Consider the following 18,932-nt stretch of genomic DNA (forward strand, 5'->3'; position numbering starts at 1 on the left):
TGTACGTACGGCGCGTGCTCGAAGACTCGGTGCTTCGTCAGGCTTCTCAAGAGGCTTCTCAAGCAAAGGCGACGTTGTAGATGCCTGCACCGATGGCGCCGCCGATCAGCGGACCGACCACCGGGATCCAGGCGTAGCTCCAGTCGGAACCGCCCTTGTTGGGCAGGGGCAGCAGGGCGTGCACGATGCGCGGGCCCAGGTCACGGGCCGGGTTGATCGCGTAACCCGTCGGGCCGCCGAGCGACAGACCGATCGACACGACCACGAGCGCGGTGATCAGACCGCCGAGGACGCCGAGGCCGTTGCCCTTGTCGTTCAGGCCCTGGGTGAGGACCGCGAGGATCAGCACGACCGTGCCGATGATCTCCGTGGCGAGGTTCTGCACCGCGTTCCGGATCTCCGGGCCGGTGGAGAAGATGCCGAGCACCGGGCCGGCGCCCTGCTCCTCGGCCTCGACCGCCTTGGCCGCCGTGGCCTGCGCGCCCGGACCGCCGACGATCTCCTTGTCGGTCAGGTGCGCGTAGAACTGGCCGTAGTAGGTGACCCACACCAGGGCCGCGCCGATCATCGCGCCGAGCAGCTGGCCGGCGAAGTAGGTCGGAACGTTGCTCCAGTCGCCGTCCTTGATGGCCAGGGCGACGGTGACGGCCGGGTTGAGGTGGGCGCCGGACAGCGGTCCGGAGATGTAGACGGCCGTCATGACGGCGAAGCCCCACCCGAAGGCGATGGCGAGCCAACCGGCGTTACGGGCCTTGGAGGCCTTCAGCGTCACGGCGGCGCAGACGCCGCCGCCGAGCAGGATGAGTATGGCGGTACCGATGGTCTCGCCGATGAAGATGTCGGAGCTGGACACCCGCGACTCCTTTGTCCTTCGTCCAGGGGTAAGCCGAACCCCGGTCCCAGCGGGGGTTCTGGCGCCCTCGGGGTGAGAGCGATGCCGGCCCTTGGCGTTGTCACACTCTAGCGCGTATTGCCGGAAGGTGTTCGACAATGCCGACCGATGGACGGGAGTCTCGCTTCGGCGTTACACGTGAGTCAAGAGTTCTGTTATCGAAAACAGGATCGTTATTGATCGCTGCGCGTTATCAACGTTCGTGCACGGACGTACGATCTAGCCGTTTTTGCCGATTTCAGGGTAGATCGACGACCGGAACGCCGCCTGGCGTTCCGGTCGTCCCGGTTCCGTCGGTTACCCGCTCGCGCCCGCGGTCAGAACCGCCCGGCGCCCAGATCGCGGGAGACCGCGCGGGCGCAGTCGCGCACCGCGGCGATCAGCTCCGGGCGCAGCTCGCCCTCCCGGCACAGCCGCTCCACCGCGCCGGTGATGCCGACCGCGCCCACCGGCATCCGGCGCCGGTCGTGGATGGGCGCGGCGATCGACGCCACGCCCTCCCAGGTCTCCTCCACGTCGGCCGCGTACCCACGCGCGCGCGTGACGTCGAGGAGGTGCTCGAAGTCGCCGGGGTCGCACACCGTGCGGTCCGTGAAGGCCTTCCGCTCGGTGTCCAGCGCCTCGCTGTGCGCGACCGGGTCGTAGGCGGACAGCACCTTGCCCAGGGCCGTGGAGTGCAGCGGCTGCATGGCCCCGATCTCCAGCACCTGCCGGCTGTCGTCGGGCCGGAAGACGTGGTGCACGATCAGGACGCCCTGCTGGTGCAGGACGCCCAGGTACACGCTCTCCCCGCTGGACCTGGCCAGGTCGTCGGTCCACACCAGCGCCCGCGCGCGCAGTTCGTGCACGTCGAGATAGGTCGTGCCGAGGCGCAGCAGCTCCGCGCCCAGCTGGTAGCGCCCGGAGGTGTCGTCCTGCTCCACGAACCCCTCCTGCTGGAGGGTGCGCAGGATGCCGTGGGCGGTGCCCTTGGCGAGGCCCAGTGACGAGGCGATGTCCGACAGGCCGAGCCGCCGCTCGCCGCCCGCGAGCAGCCGCAGCATCGCCGCCGCCCGTTCGAGCGACTGGATGTTCCGTGCCATCGCCGTCCTGCCTCCGTCCCCTTCGACTGCCGCGGTGCGTTTGGAAATCACCGTTCGGCAATGTCGAACACTACCGGTCCATGCCGACCTCCCGCTAATGGTCGGACGGCACCTGTTACATCACACGGGATCCGTGCGTGACACACGGGCCATTCGCGTCCGTCTCGTGGACGCCGCTGCCCATCCAAGCCCACTCCGGTTACTCTGGCGCCGTGCGGCAGTCCGGCCGGTCCGGGCAGCCGCATAGCCGACAGCCGTCGCATTCCAGGGAGCCCTTACATGGCCTCGTTGCCAACGTCCCCTTCCGCCGACAGCCGGACCCGTGTGTCCGCGCTCCGTGAGGCACTCGCCACCCGAGTGGTGGTCGCCGACGGAGCCATGGGCACGATGCTCCAGGCCCAGGAGCCCACCCTTGAGGACTTCCAGAACCTCGAAGGCTGCAACGAGGTCCTCAACATCACCCGCCCCGACATCGTCCGCTCCGTCCACGAGGCGTACTTCGCCGTGGGCGTCGACTGCGTCGAGACCAACACCTTCGGGGCCAACCACGCGGCCATGGCGGAGTACGACATCGCCGACCGGGTCCACGAACTCTCCGAGGCCGGCGCCCGTATCGCCCGGGAGACCGCGGACGAGTTCTCCGCCCGCGACGGCCGGCCCCGCTGGGTCCTCGGCTCCATCGGCCCCGGCACCAAGCTGCCCACGCTCGGCCACATCGGGTTCACCACCATCCGGGACGGCTTCCAGGCGAACGCCGAGGGCCTGCTCACCGGCGGCGCCGACGCCCTGATCGTCGAGACCACCCAGGACCTGCTCCAGACCAAGGCCTCCATCCTGGGCGCCCGGCGGGCCATGGAGCGCCTCGGCACCGAGGTCCCGCTGCTCTGCTCGATGGCCTTCGAGACCACCGGCACCATGCTGCTCGGCTCCGAGATCGGCGCCGCGCTCACCGCGCTGGAGCCGCTCGGCATCGACATGATCGGCCTGAACTGCTCGACCGGCCCGGCCGAGATGAGCGAGCACCTGCGCTACCTCACCCGGCACTCCCGCATCCCGCTGCTGTGCATGCCGAACGCGGGCCTGCCCATCCTCACCAAGGACGGTGCCCACTTCCCGCTCGACGCCGAGGGCCTGGCGGACGCCCAGGAGAACTTCGTACGCGATTACGGCCTCTCCCTCATCGGCGGCTGCTGCGGCACCACCCCCGAGCACCTGCGCCAGGTCGTGGAGCGGGTGCGGGACCTCACCCCGCCCGAGCGCGACCCGCGCCCCGAGCCGGGCGCCGCCTCCCTCTACCAGTCGGTGCCGTTCCGCCAGGACACCTCCTACCTGGCCATCGGCGAGCGCACCAACGCCAACGGCTCCAAGAAGTTCCGCGAGGCCATGCTGGAGGGCCGCTGGGACGACTGTGTGGAGATGGCCCGGGAGCAGATCCGCGAGGGCGCGCACCTGCTCGACCTGTGCGTGGACTACGTCGGCCGGGACGGCGTCGCCGACATGGAGGAACTGGCCGGCCGCTTCGCCACCGCCTCCACCCTGCCGATCGTCCTGGACTCCACCGAGGTCGACGTCATCGAGGCCGGCCTGGAGAAGCTGGGCGGTCGCGCGGTGATCAACTCGGTGAACTACGAGGACGGCGACGGCCCCGACTCCCGGTTCGCCAAGGTCACGCGGCTGGCGCGGGAGCACGGCGCCGCGCTCATCGCGCTCACCATCGACGAGGAGGGCCAGGCCCGCACCCCGGAGAAGAAGGTCGAGATCGCCGAACGGCTGATCGCCGACCTGACCGGGAACTGGGGCATCCACGAGGAGGACATCCTCATCGACACCCTGACCTTCACCATCTGCACCGGTCAGGAGGAGTCCCGCAAGGACGGCATCGCCACCATCGAGGCGATCCGCGAGCTGAAGCGGCGCCATCCGGCGGTGCAGACCACGCTGGGTCTGTCGAACATCTCCTTCGGCCTCAACCCGGCCGCCCGCATCCTGCTGAACTCCGTCTTCCTGGACGAGTGCGTCAAGGCCGGCCTGGACTCGGCGATCGTGCACGCCTCCAAGATCCTGCCGATCGCCCGGTTCAGCGAGGAAGAGGTCGCCACCGCCCTCGACCTGATCCACGACCGCCGCGCCGAGGGCTACGACCCCCTCCAGAAGCTCATGCAGCTCTTCGAGGGCGCCACGGCGAAGTCCCTGAAGGCCGGCAAGGCCGAGGAACTGGCCGCGCTGCCCCTGGAGGAGCGGCTCAAGCGCCGCATCATCGACGGCGAGCGCAACGGCCTGGAAGCCGACCTGGACCAGGCGCTCCAGGACCGCCCGGCGCTCGACATCGTCAACGAGACCCTGCTGGACGGCATGAAGGTCGTCGGCGAGCTGTTCGGCTCCGGCCAGATGCAGCTGCCCTTCGTCCTCCAGTCCGCCGAGGTCATGAAGGCAGCCGTCGCCTACCTCGAACCGCACATGGAGAAGTCGGACGCCGAGGGCAAGGGCACGATCGTGCTCGCGACCGTGCGCGGCGACGTGCACGACATCGGCAAGAACCTCGTCGACATCATCCTGTCCAACAACGGCTACAACGTCGTCAACCTGGGCATCAAGCAGCCGGTCTCCGCGATCCTGGAGGCGGCCGAGGAACACCGGGCCGACGTCATCGGCATGTCCGGACTCCTGGTGAAGTCCACGGTGATCATGAAGGAGAACCTGGAGGAGCTGAACCAGCGCGGCCTCGCCGCCCGCTTCCCGGTCATCCTCGGCGGCGCCGCCCTCACCCGGGCCTATGTCGAACAGGACCTGCACGAGATCTACGAGGGCGAGGTCCGCTACGCCCGCGACGCCTTCGAGGGCCTGCGCCTGATGGACGCCCTCATCGGCGTCAAGCGGGGCGTGCCCGGGGCGAAGCTGCCCGAGCTGAGGCAGCGCCGGGTGCGGGCCGCCGCCGTGGAGGTCGAGGAGCGCCCGGAGGAGGGCCACGTCCGCTCCGACGTCGCCACCGACAACCCGATCCCCGAGCCGCCGTTCTGGGGCACCCGGGTCGTCAAGGGCATCCAGCTCAAGGAGTACGCGAGCTGGCTGGACGAGGGCGCCCTGTTCAAGGGCCAGTGGGGCCTGAAGCAGGCCCGCACCGGCGAGGGCCCGACGTACGATGAACTGGTCGAGACCGAGGGCCGGCCCCGGCTGCGCGGCCTGCTCGACCGGCTCCAGACCGAGAACCTCCTGGAAGCGGCCGTCGTCCACGGCTACTTCCCCTGCGTGTCCAAGGACGACGACCTGATCATCCTGGACGACCAGGGCAACGAGCGCACCCGCTTCACCTTCCCGCGCCAGCGCCGCGGCCGGCGCCTGTGCCTGGCCGACTTCTTCCGCCCGGAGGAGTCGGGCGAGACGGACGTCGTCGGCCTCCAGGTCGTCACCGTCGGCTCGCGCATCGGCGCGGAGACGGCGAAGCTCTTCGAGGCCAACGCCTACCGCGACTACCTCGAACTGCACGGCCTGTCCGTCCAGTTGGCCGAGGCCCTCGCCGAGTACTGGCACGCCCGCGTGCGCGCCGAACTCGGCTTCGGCGGGGAGGACCCGGCCGCCATCGAGGACATGTTCGACCTGAAGTACCGGGGGGCCCGTTTCTCCCTCGGCTACGGCGCCTGCCCCGACCTGGAGGACCGGGCCAAGATCGCGGAACTGCTCAAGCCGGAGCGGATCGGTGTCCACCTGTCCGAGGAGTTCCAGCTCCACCCCGAGCAGTCCACGGACGCGATCGTGATCCACCACCCGGAGGCGAAGTACTTCAACGCACGGTGAGGCGTGTCTCACCCAGCAGACTGATCGGACAAGTCGTACACTGGTCGGTCCACTGCAGGCCGGTTCCCCGCCCGGGAACCGGCCTGGTCGTCCCTCAAGGAGGTGCGCCCGGATGACCAGTACGGTCCCCGCGCTCGGAACCCGTACAGCCGAAGGCTCCGCCCTTCAGGCGGTGCTGCTCGACATGGACGGCACCCTGGTGGACACCGAGGGCTTCTGGTGGGACGTCGAGGTGGAGGTCTTCGCCACCCTCGGCCACACCCTGGACGATTCCTGGCGGCACGTCGTGGTCGGCGGCCCCATGACCCGCAGCGCCGGCTTCCTCATCGAGGCGACCGGCGCCGACATCACCCTCGCGGAACTCAGCGTGCTGCTCAACGAGGGCTTCGAGGACCGGATCGGCCGCACGCTGCCGCTGATGCCGGGCGCCTCCCGGCTGCTCGGCGAACTGCACCTGCACGGCGTCCCCACGGCGCTGGTCTCCGCCTCCCACCGGCGCATCATCGACCGTGTGCTGTCCGTGCTCGGGCCGCACCACTTCTCCCTCTCCATCGCCGGGGACGAGGTCTCCCGCACCAAGCCCTTCCCGGACCCGTACCTGCTCGCCGCCGCCGGACTCGGTGCGGATCCGGCCAGATGCGCCGTGGTCGAGGACACCGCCACCGGCGTCGCCGCCGCCGAGGCCGCGGGCTGCCGGGTGGTCGCCGTCCCCTCCGTGGCCCCCATCGGCCCGGCCGATGGACGCACCGTCGTCTCGTCCCTGGAAGAGGTCGACCTGGCATTCCTGCGGGGCCTGATGACGGAAATGCGCTAGCCGTTCACCCAGCGTGTTAACGTCATTGGCGGCGCTGGACACATTTCCGGGGAAGTGCACCCGAGGGGAATTCGCCGGGAGCGACGCGGCCGAATTCCGCTGACTGGCCGCACAGTTGGGTGTGTGACGTTCCCCACGCCGATGGGGCTCGACAATGTTGGCCAAGTGTGCTGACCGGCCCTGCCCGTGATGCTGCCGCGCGACCTTGTGTCCCGATTGATGGGAAGCTGCACTAATCCTGCCGCTGTCGGGTTTTCGGTGTGTCCGCGGCCGGTTCCACTGCGTGATGGGGGGTCAACTCACGCGGCTGCGAACCCGGCTGCGGGCGCGGACTAATCTCGTCGCGAGAACATCGCCGAGAACCCCCGTGATCCGCCGCGTCACCCCTGCATGCCGGATACACGGACCCGAACAGCTCTGGAGAAACTCCCGCATGAACCGCAAGACTTTGGTGCTGCCGGCGGTGGCCGGCCTGCTCACCCCGGTTCTCGCCGCGTGCGGCGGAACCGACAGCGGGAGCAAGAGCGGTGACGCCATCGTCGTCGGTACCACGGACCAGTTCACGGCCACCAAGGAAGCCCCGGCGCCCCTCGACCCGGCCTACACCTACGACACCAGCACCTGGAACATCCTGCGTCCGACGGTGCAGACCCTCATGATCGTGCCCAAGAACGAGGGAAGCCCGGTGCCGGAGGCTGCCGAAAGCTGCAACTTCACTGATAGCGGCAGCGAGCGCTACGCCTGCAAGTTGCGGGAGGGCCTGAAGTTCGCCAACGGCGACGCGGTCACGGCCGCGGACGTCAAGTACTCCATCGAGCGAGTCCTGCGCATCAAGGCCGACACGGGTGTTGCCACACTGCTGAACACCATCGACACCATCGAGACGCGAGGCGACCGCGAGGTCGTCTTCCACCTCAAGACGGCAGACGCCACCTTCCCGTACAAGCTCTCCACGCCGGTCGCCGGCATCCTCGACCCCGAGAGCTACGCCAAGGACAAGCTGCGCGACGGCTTCGAGGTCGACGGCTCCGGCCCGTACACCCTCAAGGCCGACGTCAAGAACAACACGATCACCACGGTCACCTACACCAGGAACCCCACGTACAAGGGCAGCCTGGAGGTGAACAACGACAAGGTCGAGATCCGCGCCTTCCCCGACGCCGACGCCATGGGCGCCGCGATCGACAAAGGCGACATCGACGTCATGATCCGCACCATGTCGCCCGCGCAGATCCAGAAGCTGGACGCCGGCACCGACGAGAACGTCGACCTGGTCGACATGCCCGGCCTGGAGATCCGCTACCTGGGCTTCGACACCGACGCGCCCACCGTCAAGTCCAAGGCCGTGCGCCAGGCCATGGCCCAGCTCATCAACCGTGACGAGCTGGTCTCCAAGGTCTACGGCACCCAGGCCGAGCCGCTGTACTCGCTGGTCCCCGCCACCATCACGGGCCACTCCAACTCGTTCTTCAACAAGTACGGCAACCCCAGCGTCGACAAGGCCAAGTCGCTGCTCACCAAGGCCGGCATCACCACCCCGGTCAAGCTGACCCTGCACTACACCACCGACCACTACGGCTCGGCCACCAAGCAGGAGTTCGAGGTGTTGCAGAAACAGCTCAACGACAGCGGCCTGTTCGACGCCTCCGTCCAGGGCCACCCCTGGAAGACCTTCCTGCCCTCCGAGCTGAAGGGCAAGTACGACGTCTACGGCATGGGTTGGTTCCCCGACTTCGCGGACCCGGACAACTTCCTGGCGCCCTTCCTCGACAAGGACAACATCCTCGGCTCCCCCTACAGCAACCCCACCATCCAGCACACGCTGATCCCGCAGTCCCGCCGTGAGGCCGACCGGTTGGCCGCCTCCAAGAGCGTGACCCAGATCCAGGACATCCTCGCCGAGGACGTCCCGATCCTGCCGCTGTGGCAGGGCAAGCAGTACGTCGCCGCACGGAACGGCATCACGGGCGTGTCCTACGCCCTCAACTCCTCCTCGGTACTCCAGCTGTGGGAGCTCGGCCGCGGAGCGAGCGACTGACGGCTCCTGGGCACTCGGTGAGAACCGACGCCCGGTACGTCGAAGGCGCCCTCCCCCACCTGGGGAGGGCGCCTTCGACGTCGTACCGTCCTGCCCGTCCTACTGCGCGCCGGGGCGCACCAGACCGCTCTCGTACGCGTACACCGCGGCCTGCACTCGGTCCCTGAGCCCCAGCTTGGTGAGCACATGGCCCACATGCGTCTTCACGGTCGTCTCGCTGACGAACAGATCGGCCGCGATCTCGGCGTTGGACAGCCCGCGCGCCACCAGCTTCAGGACCTCCACCTCGCGGTCGGTGAGGGTGTGCAGGGTGTCCGGCACCGCCTCCTCACCGGACGGCAGATGCGTGGCGTACTTGTCGAGCAGCCGCCGGGTGATGCTCGGCGCGAGCATGGCCTCGCCGGCCGCGACCACCCGGATCGCCTGCACCAGCTCGTTGGCGGGCGCGTCCTTGAGCAGGAAGCCGCTGGCCCCGGCGCGCAGCGCCTCCACCACGTACTCGTCCAGGTCGAACGTGGTCAGCACCAGCACCTTGGCCGGGCCGTCCCGGCCGGGACCGGTGATCTGCCGGGTGGCCTCCACACCGTCCATCCGCGGCATCCGGATGTCCATGAGCACCACATCGGGCTGCAACGCGCGCACCTGGTCGAGGGCCTGTAGGCCGTCACCGGCCTCGCCGACGACCGCGATGTCCTGCTCGGCCTCCAGGATCATCCGGAAACCGGTACGCAGCAGGGGCTGGTCGTCGACCAGTAGGACACGGATGGCCACGTGACACTCCTTCGCTAGTCCGGCCCCATTCTGCCCTGCCGGCGTGTCCCGGGTTCACACGGTCCCGGGCCCGGGCGCCGTGACCGGCAGCGGGTAGGGCGGGGGAGTGCCGCCGAACTCCGGGCAGTGCGCCTGGTGGTCGCACCAGCCGCACAGCTTGGTGGGCCGGGGCCGCCAGTTCCCGGTCTCCGTGGCCTGTCCGATGGCCTCCCACAGCGCGTGCAGTTTGCTCTCCACCCGCTCCAGGTCGGCGAGGACGGGGTCATACGTCAGCACGTCCCCGCTGCCCAGGTAGACGAGCTGGAGCCGGCGCGGGACGACCCGCTTCAGCCGCCACACCACCAGGGCGTAGAACTTCATCTGGAACAGCGCGCCCTCGGCGTACTCGGGGCGGGGGGCCTTGCCCGTCTTGTAGTCGACGATCCGCACCTCGCCGGTCGGCGCCACGTCCACCCGGTCGATGATCCCGCGCAGCCGCAGACCCGACTCCAGCTCGGCCTCCACGAACAGCTCGCGCTCGGCCGGCTCCAGCCGCGTCGGGTCCTCCAGCGTGAACCATCGCTCCACGAGCCGCTCGGCCCCGGCGAGCCATCCGGCCAGCCGCTGCCCCTCGGGGTCGTCGGCGAACAGCTCGGTCACCTCCGGGCGGCTCTCGCGCAGCCGGTCCCACTGGCCCGGGATGAGCGCCTTGGCGCGCGGCGCGGTCCGCTCTCCGGCGGGCGCGTCGAACAGCCGCTCCAGCACGGCGTGCACCAGCGTGCCCCGCGTCGCCGCCTCGCTCGGCTTCTCCGGCAGCCGGTCGATCACCCGGAACCGGTACAGCAGCGGGCACTGCATGAAGTCACTGGCCCGGGAGGGCGACAAGGAGGTCGGCGCCGCGGCGCTCCGCTCCGCGCCCGCTCCGCCCGCGGCCGGTACCGGATTCGTCCGCGGCGCCGCTTCCCCGGCCGGCTCCGTGGCCGCAGGCATCGCGGGGTCCGGCGTCCGGGGTGGGGTGGCCGGGGGCGTCTGCACGGCGCCGCCCGGCTGGGCCGCCGCCTCGTCGATGCTGCTGTCCATGTCCACAGACCTTACGGCCCACCACTGACAGTGACCCAGCCGCCGCCCGCGTCCACCGCGCGTCCTCGGGGCTAACACAGGGGGTGCCGGGGCGAAACGTGCCACCAGGGCCGCATACCATCGACAGGAGACCCTTCCGTCCGGCAGGTGCGGAAGGACGCTTCGAACGAGGGGACACCGTGGACGTGAGCGGCGGAAGCGGGCAGCCGCGGTCCGGCAACGACGAGCCGGCCGAGCACTCCGCTGACCCTACGGCCCCGGCGACCGGACCCACCGACCCCCCAGGCCCGGAGCCCGGACCCCCGCGCCCCGCCGACCGGGCCGGGAACGGCACCGAGGAGTCCGCACCGACGCCCACCGCACGCGACGGCGCCGCCGACCGGCCGACGGAAGAGGCCACGGCGGGCAGTCCCGGCAGGAACGGCACGGGCGACCGGAACAGTACGGATGACCGGAACAGCACGGACGACAGTACGAGCGGCGGCACCCCCGACACGGCCGCGGCCCCCACGCCCGACGCGGAGCGCGCACCCGGTGTCCCCGTCCCGCCCGAGCCGCACCACCGGACCCCGGACCACCGCGCGCCTGACCACCGGGCCCCCACCCCACCGCACCACGCTGCCGCCCCCGAGCACCGTTCCCTCGCCCACTCCGGCATCGCCAAGGGTGAGCCGCCCGAGCCGCGGCCCAAGGAACCCGGTGGCGGCATCCTCATGGGCCGCCCCTTCGGCGTCCCCGTCTACGTCGCGCCGAGCTGGTTCCTCGTCGCCGCGCTGATCACCTGGGTCTTCGGCGGACAGCTCGACCGCGTGCTGCCCGAGCTGGGCGCCGCCCGCTACCTGGTCTCCCTCTTCTTCGCGGTCGCCTTCTACGCCTCCGTCCTGGTCCACGAGCTGGCCCACACGGTCGCCGCGATTCGCTTCAAGCTCCCGGTGCGCCGCATCCAGCTCCAGTTCTTCGGCGGTGTCTCGGAGATCGAGAAGGAGGCCGAGACCCCGGGCCGGGAGTTCGTGCTGGCCTTCGTCGGCCCGCTGCTCTCCCTCGTCCTGGCCGGCCTGTTCTACCTCGCCATGAAGCCCGTGGAGCCCGGCACCGTGCCCGGCGTCCTGCTGGCCGGGCTGATGGTCTCCAACCTCATCGTGGCGATCTTCAACCTCCTGCCCGGCCTCCCCCTCGACGGCGGCCGCATGCTCCGCGCCGTCGTCTGGAAGATCAGCGGCAAGCCGATGACCGGCACGGTCGCCGCCGCCTGGGTCGGCCGCGCCCTCGCCGTCTCCGTCCTGATCGGCCTGCCCCTGCTGAACCAGTCCGGCGCCTTCGGCGGCAGCAGTGGGGACGTGGGCGGCATGGACACCGTCACCGACGCCCTGCTCGCCGCCATCCTCGCCGCGATCATCTGGACCGGTGCCGGCAACAGCCTGCGCATGGCCCGGCTGCGCGAACACCTCCCCGAGCTGCGCGCCCGCACCCTCACCCGGCGGGCCGTGCCGGTGGAGAACGACACCCCGCTCTCCGAGGCGCTGCGCCGCGCCAACGCCGCCGGGGCCCGCGCCCTGGTCGTGGTCGACGCCGACGGCACCCCGCTCTCGCTGGTCCGCGAGGCCGCCATCGTCGGCGTACCCGAGCACCGCCGCCCCTGGGTCGCCGTCAGCGGCCTCGCCCAGGAGCTGACCGACGGCATGCGGGTCTCCGCCGAGCTGGCCGGCGAAGAACTGCTGGACGTGCTGCGCGCCACCCCGGCCACCGAGTACCTGGTGGTCGAGGAGACCGGCGAGATCTACGGCGTTCTGTCGGCCGCCGACGTGGAACGAGCCTTCGTCAGGGCGATGGCAAGGCCGGCCTGACAGCGCCCGGAGCCGGGGCGCCCCGCGAGGGCCGCGGGGAACCGCGCGCCCGGCCGCACCCGGCCCGCACCGTCCGTACGCTCACCCCCACCCCCTCCGCCGGTCAAGCCCCCGGCAGGGAACCGGTAGGCTGGTCACATGTCCGAACCGACCGGTGCCGCCCGCAGGCGCGGGCCCTTCAAGGTCGGGGACCAGGTACAGCTGACCGACCCCAAGGGTCGCCACTACACGTTCACGCTCGAAGCCGGGAAGAACTTCCACACCCACAAGGGCTCCTTCCCGCACGACGAACTGATCGGCGCTCCCGAGGGCAGCGTTGTCCGGACCACCGGCAACGTCGCCTACCTCGCGCTGCGCCCCCTGCTCCCCGACTACGTCCTGTCCATGCCCCGCGGGGCAGCCGTCGTCTACCCGAAGGACGCGGGGCAGATCCTCGCCTTCGCCGACATCTTCCCCGGCGCCCGCGTCGTGGAGGCCGGCGTCGGCTCCGGCTCGCTCAGCAGCTTCCTGCTGCGGGCCATCGGCGACCAGGGCATGCTGCACTCCTACGAGCGCCGCGAGGACTTCGCCGACATCGCCCGGCAGAACGTGGAGCGCTACTTCGGCGGCCCGCACCCCGCCTGGCAGCTCACCGTCGGCGACCTCCAGGACAACCTGTCCGACACCGACGTCGACCGCGTCATCCTCGACATGCTCGCCCCCTGGGAGTGCCTGGAGGCCGTCTCCAAGGCGCTCGTCCCGGGCGGCATCCTGTGCTGCTACGTGGCCACCACCACCCAGCTCGCCCGGACCGTGGAGTCCATCCGGGAGATCGGCTGCTTCAACGAGCCGACCGCCTGGGAGACCATGATCCGCAACTGGCACATCGAGGGCCTGGCCGTCCGCCCGGACCACCGGATGATCGGCCACACCGGCTTCCTGCTGACCGCCCGCCGCCTCGCGGACGGCGTCGAGCCGCCCATGCGCCGCCGCCGCCCCGCCAAGGGCGCCTACGGCGAGGACTACGCCGGACCGAACGCCGACGGCGGCACCGGCCGCTGACCGGGCGCACACCGACACAACGCGAGGGCGCCGTGCCCGAGTTCCCGACCGCATCCGGGAACTCGGCCACGGCGCCCTTTCGTTGACCCGGCACCAGCGGCGACGCCGTCCACGCGCGCGTACGGCCCGCGCGGGATCCGGCGGGGAATCCCGGACCCCGCCGTTCCCGCGCACTGTGACGTGTGGCACCATGCAGCCCATCCCACCGGCACAGCCCTCACAGGAGACGCTCCTCGTGCAGCAATCCGCCGTTCCGGAGCTCGCGCACACCCAGACCCGGCCCATCCACTGGGTCGCCACCGCCACGGCCGTCGCGGGTGTCGTGGCCCTCTCCTCCGTCGTCCAGCCCGGATCGGCCACGGCCGCCCAGTCCGCCCCCGCCGAGGGCAGGTCCGCCGTCGCGGCCGTCGCGCCTCCGGGCACGGCCGGAGTGCGGTTCCCGCTGGACTGCGGCCCCGTGAAGGCGGTGGTCGTCAAGAAGGCCACCGGGGACCTGGACGGCGACGGCAGACCGGAGACCGTCGCGGTGGTGCACTGCGATGCCCCCATGGGCACCCCGCCCGACGGGGTCTACGTCCTCACCCGCTCCGCGGACGGCGGCAAGCCCCGCGTGGTCGCCACCCTCGTCGAACCGAAGGAACGGCTCACGGTCACCGACTTCGCGCTCCGCGCGCGTGCGGTCTCCGCCACGCTGCTCGGCTACTCCTCGGACGCCGTGCCCAGTTGCTGCCCGGACGTGAAGACCCCGGCCTCGTGGCGGTGGAACGGCAGCGCCTTCCTCCGCTCCACCCCGGCCGGGACCCAGAGCGTCTGAACCGGGCTCACTCCGCGTCGGGCCCGTACACCTCGACCTTGTCCGAAACCCGGCGTACGTGGATGCACTCGCCGGGACACTCCTTCGCCGAGTCCACCACGTCGGTCAGCAGCGGCAGCGGCACCGGCGTGGTCGCCCCGGGGGCCTGGAGCAGCTCGTCGTCCGCGCCCTTCACATAGGCCAGCCCGTCGATGTCCAGCTCGAACACCTCCGGGGCGTACTGGGCGCAGATCCCGTCGCCGGTACACAGGTCCTGGTCGATCCAGACCTCCAGCGCCTCGCCGCCCGGGGCCTCCTGCTGCACGGTCATCTCTCCTGCCGTCGGTTCGCCGGGCGGCTCCGGCACCCCGAGGGCCAGCCGGGTCCGCTCCAGCGGCTGTTGGACACCCCCGACCCTACCTCCGCCCGGTTTGTTGCCGTGTGGGACCGGTTCGGGGTTTCCGGCCCGGCCCGCTCGGGTACCAGCGCCGGACCGGGAAGGGGGTTCCCCGGCGGCCGGGTCGATCACTTCAGGCCGCCGCGGCGGTGACACCATCCGCCGAAGTCGTCGCTCTGCGTGATGATCGTACGAGCGCTCTGTGTGCTGCCCGTAAACGGGCCGATCGGTCGGGCGCGGACAACTCCGGTCAGTAATGAAGGGATTCGACCATGCCGTGCATGGAACAAGCTGCTTTCCCCTCACGTTGAGTGGGTATCCCCTCCGTGCGAGGGAGTGTGCACCGGGTGACCGACGACACACCTTGACAGTCTTTGTGATCTAGGGGTTTCAATCGACACCCACCCAGGTAGGGTCTGGAAGCGTCCAGCTCCCCTTGGAGGAGGTGAGGACCGTGGCAGCCCACGACGACGACATGAACCGCGGCATCCGCCCGGGACGCGGGTCCGACGACCCGGCCGGGCAGATCGCCTACCTTGAGCAGGAGATCGCCGTCCTGCGCCGCAAGCTCGCCGACTCTCCGCGCCACACGAGGATTCTCGAAGAGCGGATCGTCGAGCTGCAGACGAACCTGGCCGGCGTGTCCGCCCAGAACGAACGACTGGCCAACACCCTCCGTGAGGCCCGCGACCAGATCGTGGCCCTCAAGGAGGAGGTCGACCGGCTCGCCCAGCCGCCGGCCGGCTTCGGTGTCTTCCTGCAAGCCAACGAGGACGGCACCGCCGACATCTTCACCGGCGGCCGCAAGCTCCGGGTGAACGTCAGCCCCAGCGTCGAGGTCGACGAGCTGCGGCGCGGCCAGGAGGTCATGCTCAACGAAGCGCTCAACGTGGTCGAGGCCATGGAGTTCGAGCGCGTCGGCGACATCGTCACCCTCAAGGAGATCCTGGAGGACGGCGAGCGTGCCCTGGTGCTCGGGCACACCGACGAGGAGCGGGTGGTACGGCTCGCCGAGCCGCTGCTGGACGTCACCATCCGCCCCGGCGACGCGCTGCTGCTCGAACCCCGCTCCGGCTACGTCTACGAGGTCGTGCCCAAGAGCGAGGTCGAGGAACTGGTCCTCGAAGAGGTCCCCGACATCGGCTACGAGCAGATCGGCGGCCTCGGCAACCAGATCGAGGCCATCCGCGACGCGGTCGAGCTGCCGTACCTCTACCCGGACCTGTTCAAGGAGCACGAGCTGCGCCCGCCCAAGGGCGTCCTGCTCTACGGCCCGCCCGGCTGCGGCAAGACGCTGATCGCCAAGGCCGTGGCGAACTCGCTGGCCAAGAAGGTCGCCGAGGTCACCGGCCAGGCCGCGGGCAAGAGCTTCTTCCTGAACATCAAGGGACCCGAGCTGCTCAACAAGTACGTCGGCGAGACCGAGCGGCAGATCCGCCTCGTCTTCCAGCGTGCGCGTGAGAAGGCCAGCGAGGGCACCCCCGTGATCGTCTTCTTCGACGAGATGGAGTCCCTCTTCCGCACCCGCGGCTCCGGTGTCAGCTCGGACGTGGAGAACACCATCGTCCCCCAGCTGCTCGCCGAGATCGACGGCGTGGAGGGCCTGCAGAACGTGGTCGTGATCGGCGCCTCCAACCGTGAGGACATGATCGACCCCGCCATCCTGCGCCCCGGCCGGCTCGACGTGAAGATCAAGATCGAGCGTCCGGACGCGGAGGCGGCGAAGGACATCTTCGGCAAGTACCTCACCGAGCGTCTGCCGCTGCACGCGGACGACCTCGCGGAACACGGCGGCGACAAGGGCTCCACGGTCCAGGGCATGATCCAGACCGCGGTCGAGCACATGTACGCCGAATCCGAGGAGAACCGCTTCCTGGAGGTCACCTACGCCAACGGCGACAAGGAAGTCCTCTACTTCAAGGACTTCAACTCCGGCGCCATGATCGAGAACATCGTGGGCCGCGCCAAGAAGATGGCGATCAAGGACTTCCTGGAGAAGACCCAGAAGGGCCTCCGCGTCTCCCACCTGCTCCAGGCCTGCGTGGACGAGTTCAAGGAGAACGAGGACCTGCCCAACACCACCAACCCGGACGACTGGGCCCGGATCTCCGGAAAGAAGGGCGAGCGGATCGTGTACATCCGTACGCTCATCACCGGGAAGCAGGGCGCGGACACCGGACGCTCCATCGACACGGTGGCGAACACCGGTCAGTACCTGTAACGGCAGGGCGGCTGCGGGTGCCCTCGGCGGGTACCCGCAGCCGACTGTTTTTCGGGCCACGACCGGAGCAGCCAATGACGCAAATGATCTCCCCACCAGCGCAAAGGCGTTCTAGGCTCGTTCCTGCCGCCGAGTCGCGCCGTGCGGGGACGGGCACCGCACACGCACCGGAGCGCCAGCGGTACGTGAGCGGCGCCCACGACCGAGGGTGCCGCCGGGCAAGGAGGGCCGCATGACCGTACGGCGAGTAATGGGCATCGAGACGGAGTACGGGATCTCCGTCCCCGGCCACCCGAACGCCAATGCCATGCTCACCTCGTCCCAGATCGTCAACGCCTACGCGGCGGCGATGCACCGGGCCCGCCGGGCCCGCTGGGACTTCGAGGAGGAGAACCCGCTGCGCGACGCGCGAGGCTTCGACCTCGCCCGGGAGGCCGCCGACGCCAGCCAGCTCACCGACGAGGACATCGGCCTGGCCAATGTGATCCTCACCAACGGTGCGCGCCTCTACGTCGACCACGCCCACCCCGAGTACAGCGCGCCCGAGGTCACCAACCCCCGCGACGCCGTCCTGTGGGACAAGGCGGGCGAGCGGATCATGGCCGAGGCCGCCGAGCGGGCCGCGCAGCTGCCCGGCGCCCAGCCGATCCACCTCTACAAGAACAACACCGACAACAAGGGCGCCTCCTACGGCACGCACGAGAACTACCTGATGAAGCGGGAGACCCCCTTCTCGGACATCGTGCGCCACCTCACGCCCTTCTTCGTCTCCCGCCAGGTCTTCGCCGGAGCCGGCCGCGTCGGCATCGGTCAGGACGGGCACGAGCACGGCTTCCAGATCAGCCAGCGCGCGGACTACTTCGAGGTCGAGGTCGGCCTGGAGACCACGCTCAAGCGGCCGATCATCAACACCCGCGACGAGCCGCACGCGGACGCCGAGAAGTACCGCCGGCTGCACGTGATCATCGGCGACGCGAATCTCTCCGAGATCTCGACGTACCTCAAGCTGGGCACGACCGCCCTGGTCCTGTCCATGATCGAGGACGGCTTCATCGCCGTGGACCTCGCCGTCGACCAGCCCGTGCGCACCCTCCACCAGGTCTCGCACGACCCGTCGCTCAAGCGCCTCGTCACCCTGCGCAGCGGGCGCGCCCTCACCGCGGTCCAGTTGCAGATGGAGTACTTCGAGCTGGCCCGCAAGTACGTCGAGGAGCGCTTCGGCGCCGACGCCGACGACCAGACCAAGGACGTCCTCAGCCGCTGGGAGGACACCCTCACCCGGCTGGAGAACGACCCGATGAGCCTGGCCGGCGAGCTGGACTGGGTCGCCAAGCGGGAGCTGATGGAGGGCTACCGCCGCCGCGACGACCTGGACTGGGACGCGGCCCGGCTGCACCTGGTCGACCTCCAGTACGCCGACGTACGCGCCGAGAAGGGCCTGTACAACCGCCTGGCGGCCCGCGGACGCATGAAGCGGCTGCTGGACGAGTCCGAGGTCGACAGGGCCCGTACGAAGCCGCCGGAGGACACACGCGCGTACTTCCGCGGACGCTGCCTGGAGCAGTACGCGGACGACGTCGCGGCCGCCTCCTGGGACTCGGTCATCTTCGACCTCCCCGGCCGCGACTCGCTCCAGCGCGTTCCAACCCTGGAACCGCTACGCGGAACGCGAAATCACGTCAAGGAGCTCCTGGACCGCTGCCGTACCGCGGAAGACCTGGTCAGGGTCCTGTCCGGCGGGTGAGCGGAGCCAGGGGGGTACCCGGTGGGTCCGGGCGGCCGGGGTGGAAACCCCACCGCCCGGGAATCATCGGGGTGGCCCCCGTACGTTGGAGAAACTGCGGGGCCGATGTCGGACCCGGCTTGTAGGGTCTGATCATCACCGATCGGCAGGCGAACTGAGCGGGGTGAGGGTTATGGCAACCAAGGACACCGGCGGCGGTCAGCAGAAGGCCACGCGGTCCACCGAAGAGGTCGAGGAGCAGGCGCAGGACGCGCAGGGCTCGGAGGACCTCAAGGAGCGGCACGAGAAGCTGTCGGACGACGTGGACTCCGTCCTGGACGAGATCGACGACGTACTCGAGGAAAACGCAGAGGACTTCGTGCGGAGCTTCGTTCAGAAGGGCGGCCAGTAGGCCTGTTCTTCCTTCGAATCGAAGGTTGCGGGGGAGACGGGGTGGCAACCGAA

14 protein-coding genes are annotated in these 18,932 nt (G+C 70.0%); 9 read left to right on the top strand and 5 right to left on the bottom strand.

Annotated features, from left to right (window positions below; all coding sequences use genetic code 11):
• Positions 1-58: 58 nt before the first annotated feature.
• On the bottom strand, positions 59-853 hold the full coding sequence (locus IE273_RS09855) for an MIP/aquaporin family protein (protein ID WP_189814771.1): 795 nt from the start codon (positions 851-853) through the stop codon (positions 59-61).
• 356 nt (positions 854-1,209) lie between these two features.
• Positions 1,210-1,974, bottom strand: a complete 765-nt coding sequence (locus IE273_RS09860; protein WP_189814773.1) for an IclR family transcriptional regulator — start codon at positions 1,972-1,974, stop codon at positions 1,210-1,212.
• Positions 1,975-2,253: 279 nt separating this feature from the next.
• On the opposite strand from IE273_RS09860, the gene metH reads away from it, so the two are divergent.
• The 3 genes from metH to IE273_RS09875 all read left to right on the top strand — a co-directional run bounded on the left by metH (position 2,254) and on the right by IE273_RS09875 (position 8,618).
• Positions 2,254-5,766, top strand: coding sequence for a methionine synthase (metH, locus tag IE273_RS09865; RefSeq protein ID WP_189814775.1), 3,513 nt, complete (start codon positions 2,254-2,256; stop codon positions 5,764-5,766).
• Between the two features lie 112 nt (positions 5,767-5,878).
• Positions 5,879-6,580, top strand: coding sequence for an HAD family hydrolase (locus IE273_RS09870; RefSeq protein WP_189814776.1), 702 nt, complete (start codon positions 5,879-5,881; stop codon positions 6,578-6,580).
• Between the two features lie 433 nt (positions 6,581-7,013).
• The gene (locus tag IE273_RS09875; protein WP_058079923.1) at positions 7,014-8,618 is read left to right on the top strand and encodes an ABC transporter substrate-binding protein; all 1,605 of its coding nucleotides are present in this window, start codon (positions 7,014-7,016) and stop codon (positions 8,616-8,618) included.
• A gap of 99 nt (positions 8,619-8,717) precedes the next feature.
• Here IE273_RS09875 and IE273_RS09880 read toward each other — a convergent pair whose 3' ends face one another.
• Together IE273_RS09880 and IE273_RS09885 are read right to left on the bottom strand one after the other, a co-directional pair.
• The gene (locus tag IE273_RS09880) at positions 8,718-9,389 is read right to left on the bottom strand and encodes a response regulator (RefSeq protein WP_189814777.1); all 672 of its coding nucleotides are present in this window, start codon (positions 9,387-9,389) and stop codon (positions 8,718-8,720) included.
• A gap of 54 nt (positions 9,390-9,443) precedes the next feature.
• A complete protein-coding gene (locus IE273_RS09885; protein ID WP_189814778.1) occupies positions 9,444-10,448 on the bottom strand; it encodes a RecB family exonuclease in 1,005 nt (334 codons plus the stop codon).
• A gap of 179 nt (positions 10,449-10,627) precedes the next feature.
• Between IE273_RS09885 and IE273_RS09890 the strand changes: the two genes are divergently transcribed.
• From IE273_RS09890 to IE273_RS09900, 3 genes are all read left to right on the top strand, one after another.
• Positions 10,628-12,292 carry a site-2 protease family protein gene (locus IE273_RS09890; RefSeq protein ID WP_189814779.1) on the top strand — a complete coding sequence of 555 codons (1,665 nt, stop codon included), beginning with the start codon at positions 10,628-10,630 and terminating at the stop codon, positions 12,290-12,292.
• A 138-nt stretch (positions 12,293-12,430) separates the two neighbouring features.
• Positions 12,431-13,333: a tRNA (adenine-N1)-methyltransferase gene (locus tag IE273_RS09895; protein ID WP_061921269.1), complete on the top strand. Its 903-nt coding sequence runs from the start codon at positions 12,431-12,433 to the stop codon at positions 13,331-13,333.
• Positions 13,334-13,568: 235 nt separating this feature from the next.
• Positions 13,569-14,147: a hypothetical protein gene (locus tag IE273_RS09900; protein ID WP_189814780.1), complete on the top strand. Its 579-nt coding sequence runs from the start codon at positions 13,569-13,571 to the stop codon at positions 14,145-14,147.
• A 7-nt stretch (positions 14,148-14,154) separates the two neighbouring features.
• On the opposite strand, the gene IE273_RS09905 is transcribed toward IE273_RS09900, so the two are convergent.
• A complete protein-coding gene (locus IE273_RS09905) occupies positions 14,155-14,457 on the bottom strand; it encodes a ferredoxin (RefSeq protein WP_041665048.1) in 303 nt (100 codons plus the stop codon).
• A 520-nt stretch (positions 14,458-14,977) separates the two neighbouring features.
• On the opposite strand from IE273_RS09905, the gene arc reads away from it, so the two are divergent.
• The 3 genes from arc to IE273_RS09920 all read left to right on the top strand — a co-directional run bounded on the left by arc (position 14,978) and on the right by IE273_RS09920 (position 18,879).
• On the top strand, positions 14,978-16,744 hold the full coding sequence (arc, locus tag IE273_RS09910) for a proteasome ATPase (protein WP_189814781.1): 1,767 nt from the start codon (positions 14,978-14,980) through the stop codon (positions 16,742-16,744).
• A 232-nt stretch (positions 16,745-16,976) separates the two neighbouring features.
• Entirely contained in the window at positions 16,977-18,488 is a 1,512-nt protein-coding gene (gene dop, locus IE273_RS09915) for a depupylase/deamidase Dop (RefSeq protein ID WP_373309316.1), read from the top strand.
• A 172-nt stretch (positions 18,489-18,660) separates the two neighbouring features.
• Positions 18,661-18,879, top strand: a complete 219-nt coding sequence (locus tag IE273_RS09920; RefSeq protein WP_058079921.1) for a ubiquitin-like protein Pup — start codon at positions 18,661-18,663, stop codon at positions 18,877-18,879.
• Positions 18,880-18,932: the final 53 nt, after the last annotated feature.

The organism is Streptomyces olivaceoviridis (genome assembly GCF_014650115.1).
Classification (GTDB): Bacteria; Actinomycetota; Actinomycetes; order Streptomycetales; family Streptomycetaceae; genus Streptomyces; species Streptomyces olivaceoviridis.

What these genes read in the sequence shown, in the direction of transcription:
- IE273_RS09885 (WP_189814778.1), bottom strand. Translation starts at nt 10,448, where the DNA reads ATGGACAGCAGCATCGACGAGGCGGCGGCCCAGCCGGGCGGCGCCGTG.
- IE273_RS09875 (WP_058079923.1), top strand. Translation starts at nt 7,014, where the DNA reads ATGAACCGCAAGACTTTGGTGCTGCCGGCGGTGGCCGGCCTGCTCACC.
- IE273_RS09905 (WP_041665048.1), bottom strand. Translation starts at nt 14,457, where the DNA reads ATGACCGTGCAGCAGGAGGCCCCGGGCGGCGAGGCGCTGGAGGTCTGG.
- IE273_RS09860 (WP_189814773.1), bottom strand. Translation starts at nt 1,974, where the DNA reads ATGGCACGGAACATCCAGTCGCTCGAACGGGCGGCGGCGATGCTGCGG.
- IE273_RS09870 (WP_189814776.1), top strand. Translation starts at nt 5,879, where the DNA reads ATGACCAGTACGGTCCCCGCGCTCGGAACCCGTACAGCCGAAGGCTCC.
- metH (WP_189814775.1), top strand. Translation starts at nt 2,254, where the DNA reads ATGGCCTCGTTGCCAACGTCCCCTTCCGCCGACAGCCGGACCCGTGTG.
- IE273_RS09920 (WP_058079921.1), top strand. Translation starts at nt 18,661, where the DNA reads ATGGCAACCAAGGACACCGGCGGCGGTCAGCAGAAGGCCACGCGGTCC.
- dop (WP_373309316.1), top strand. Translation starts at nt 16,977, where the DNA reads ATGACCGTACGGCGAGTAATGGGCATCGAGACGGAGTACGGGATCTCC.
- IE273_RS09895 (WP_061921269.1), top strand. Translation starts at nt 12,431, where the DNA reads ATGTCCGAACCGACCGGTGCCGCCCGCAGGCGCGGGCCCTTCAAGGTC.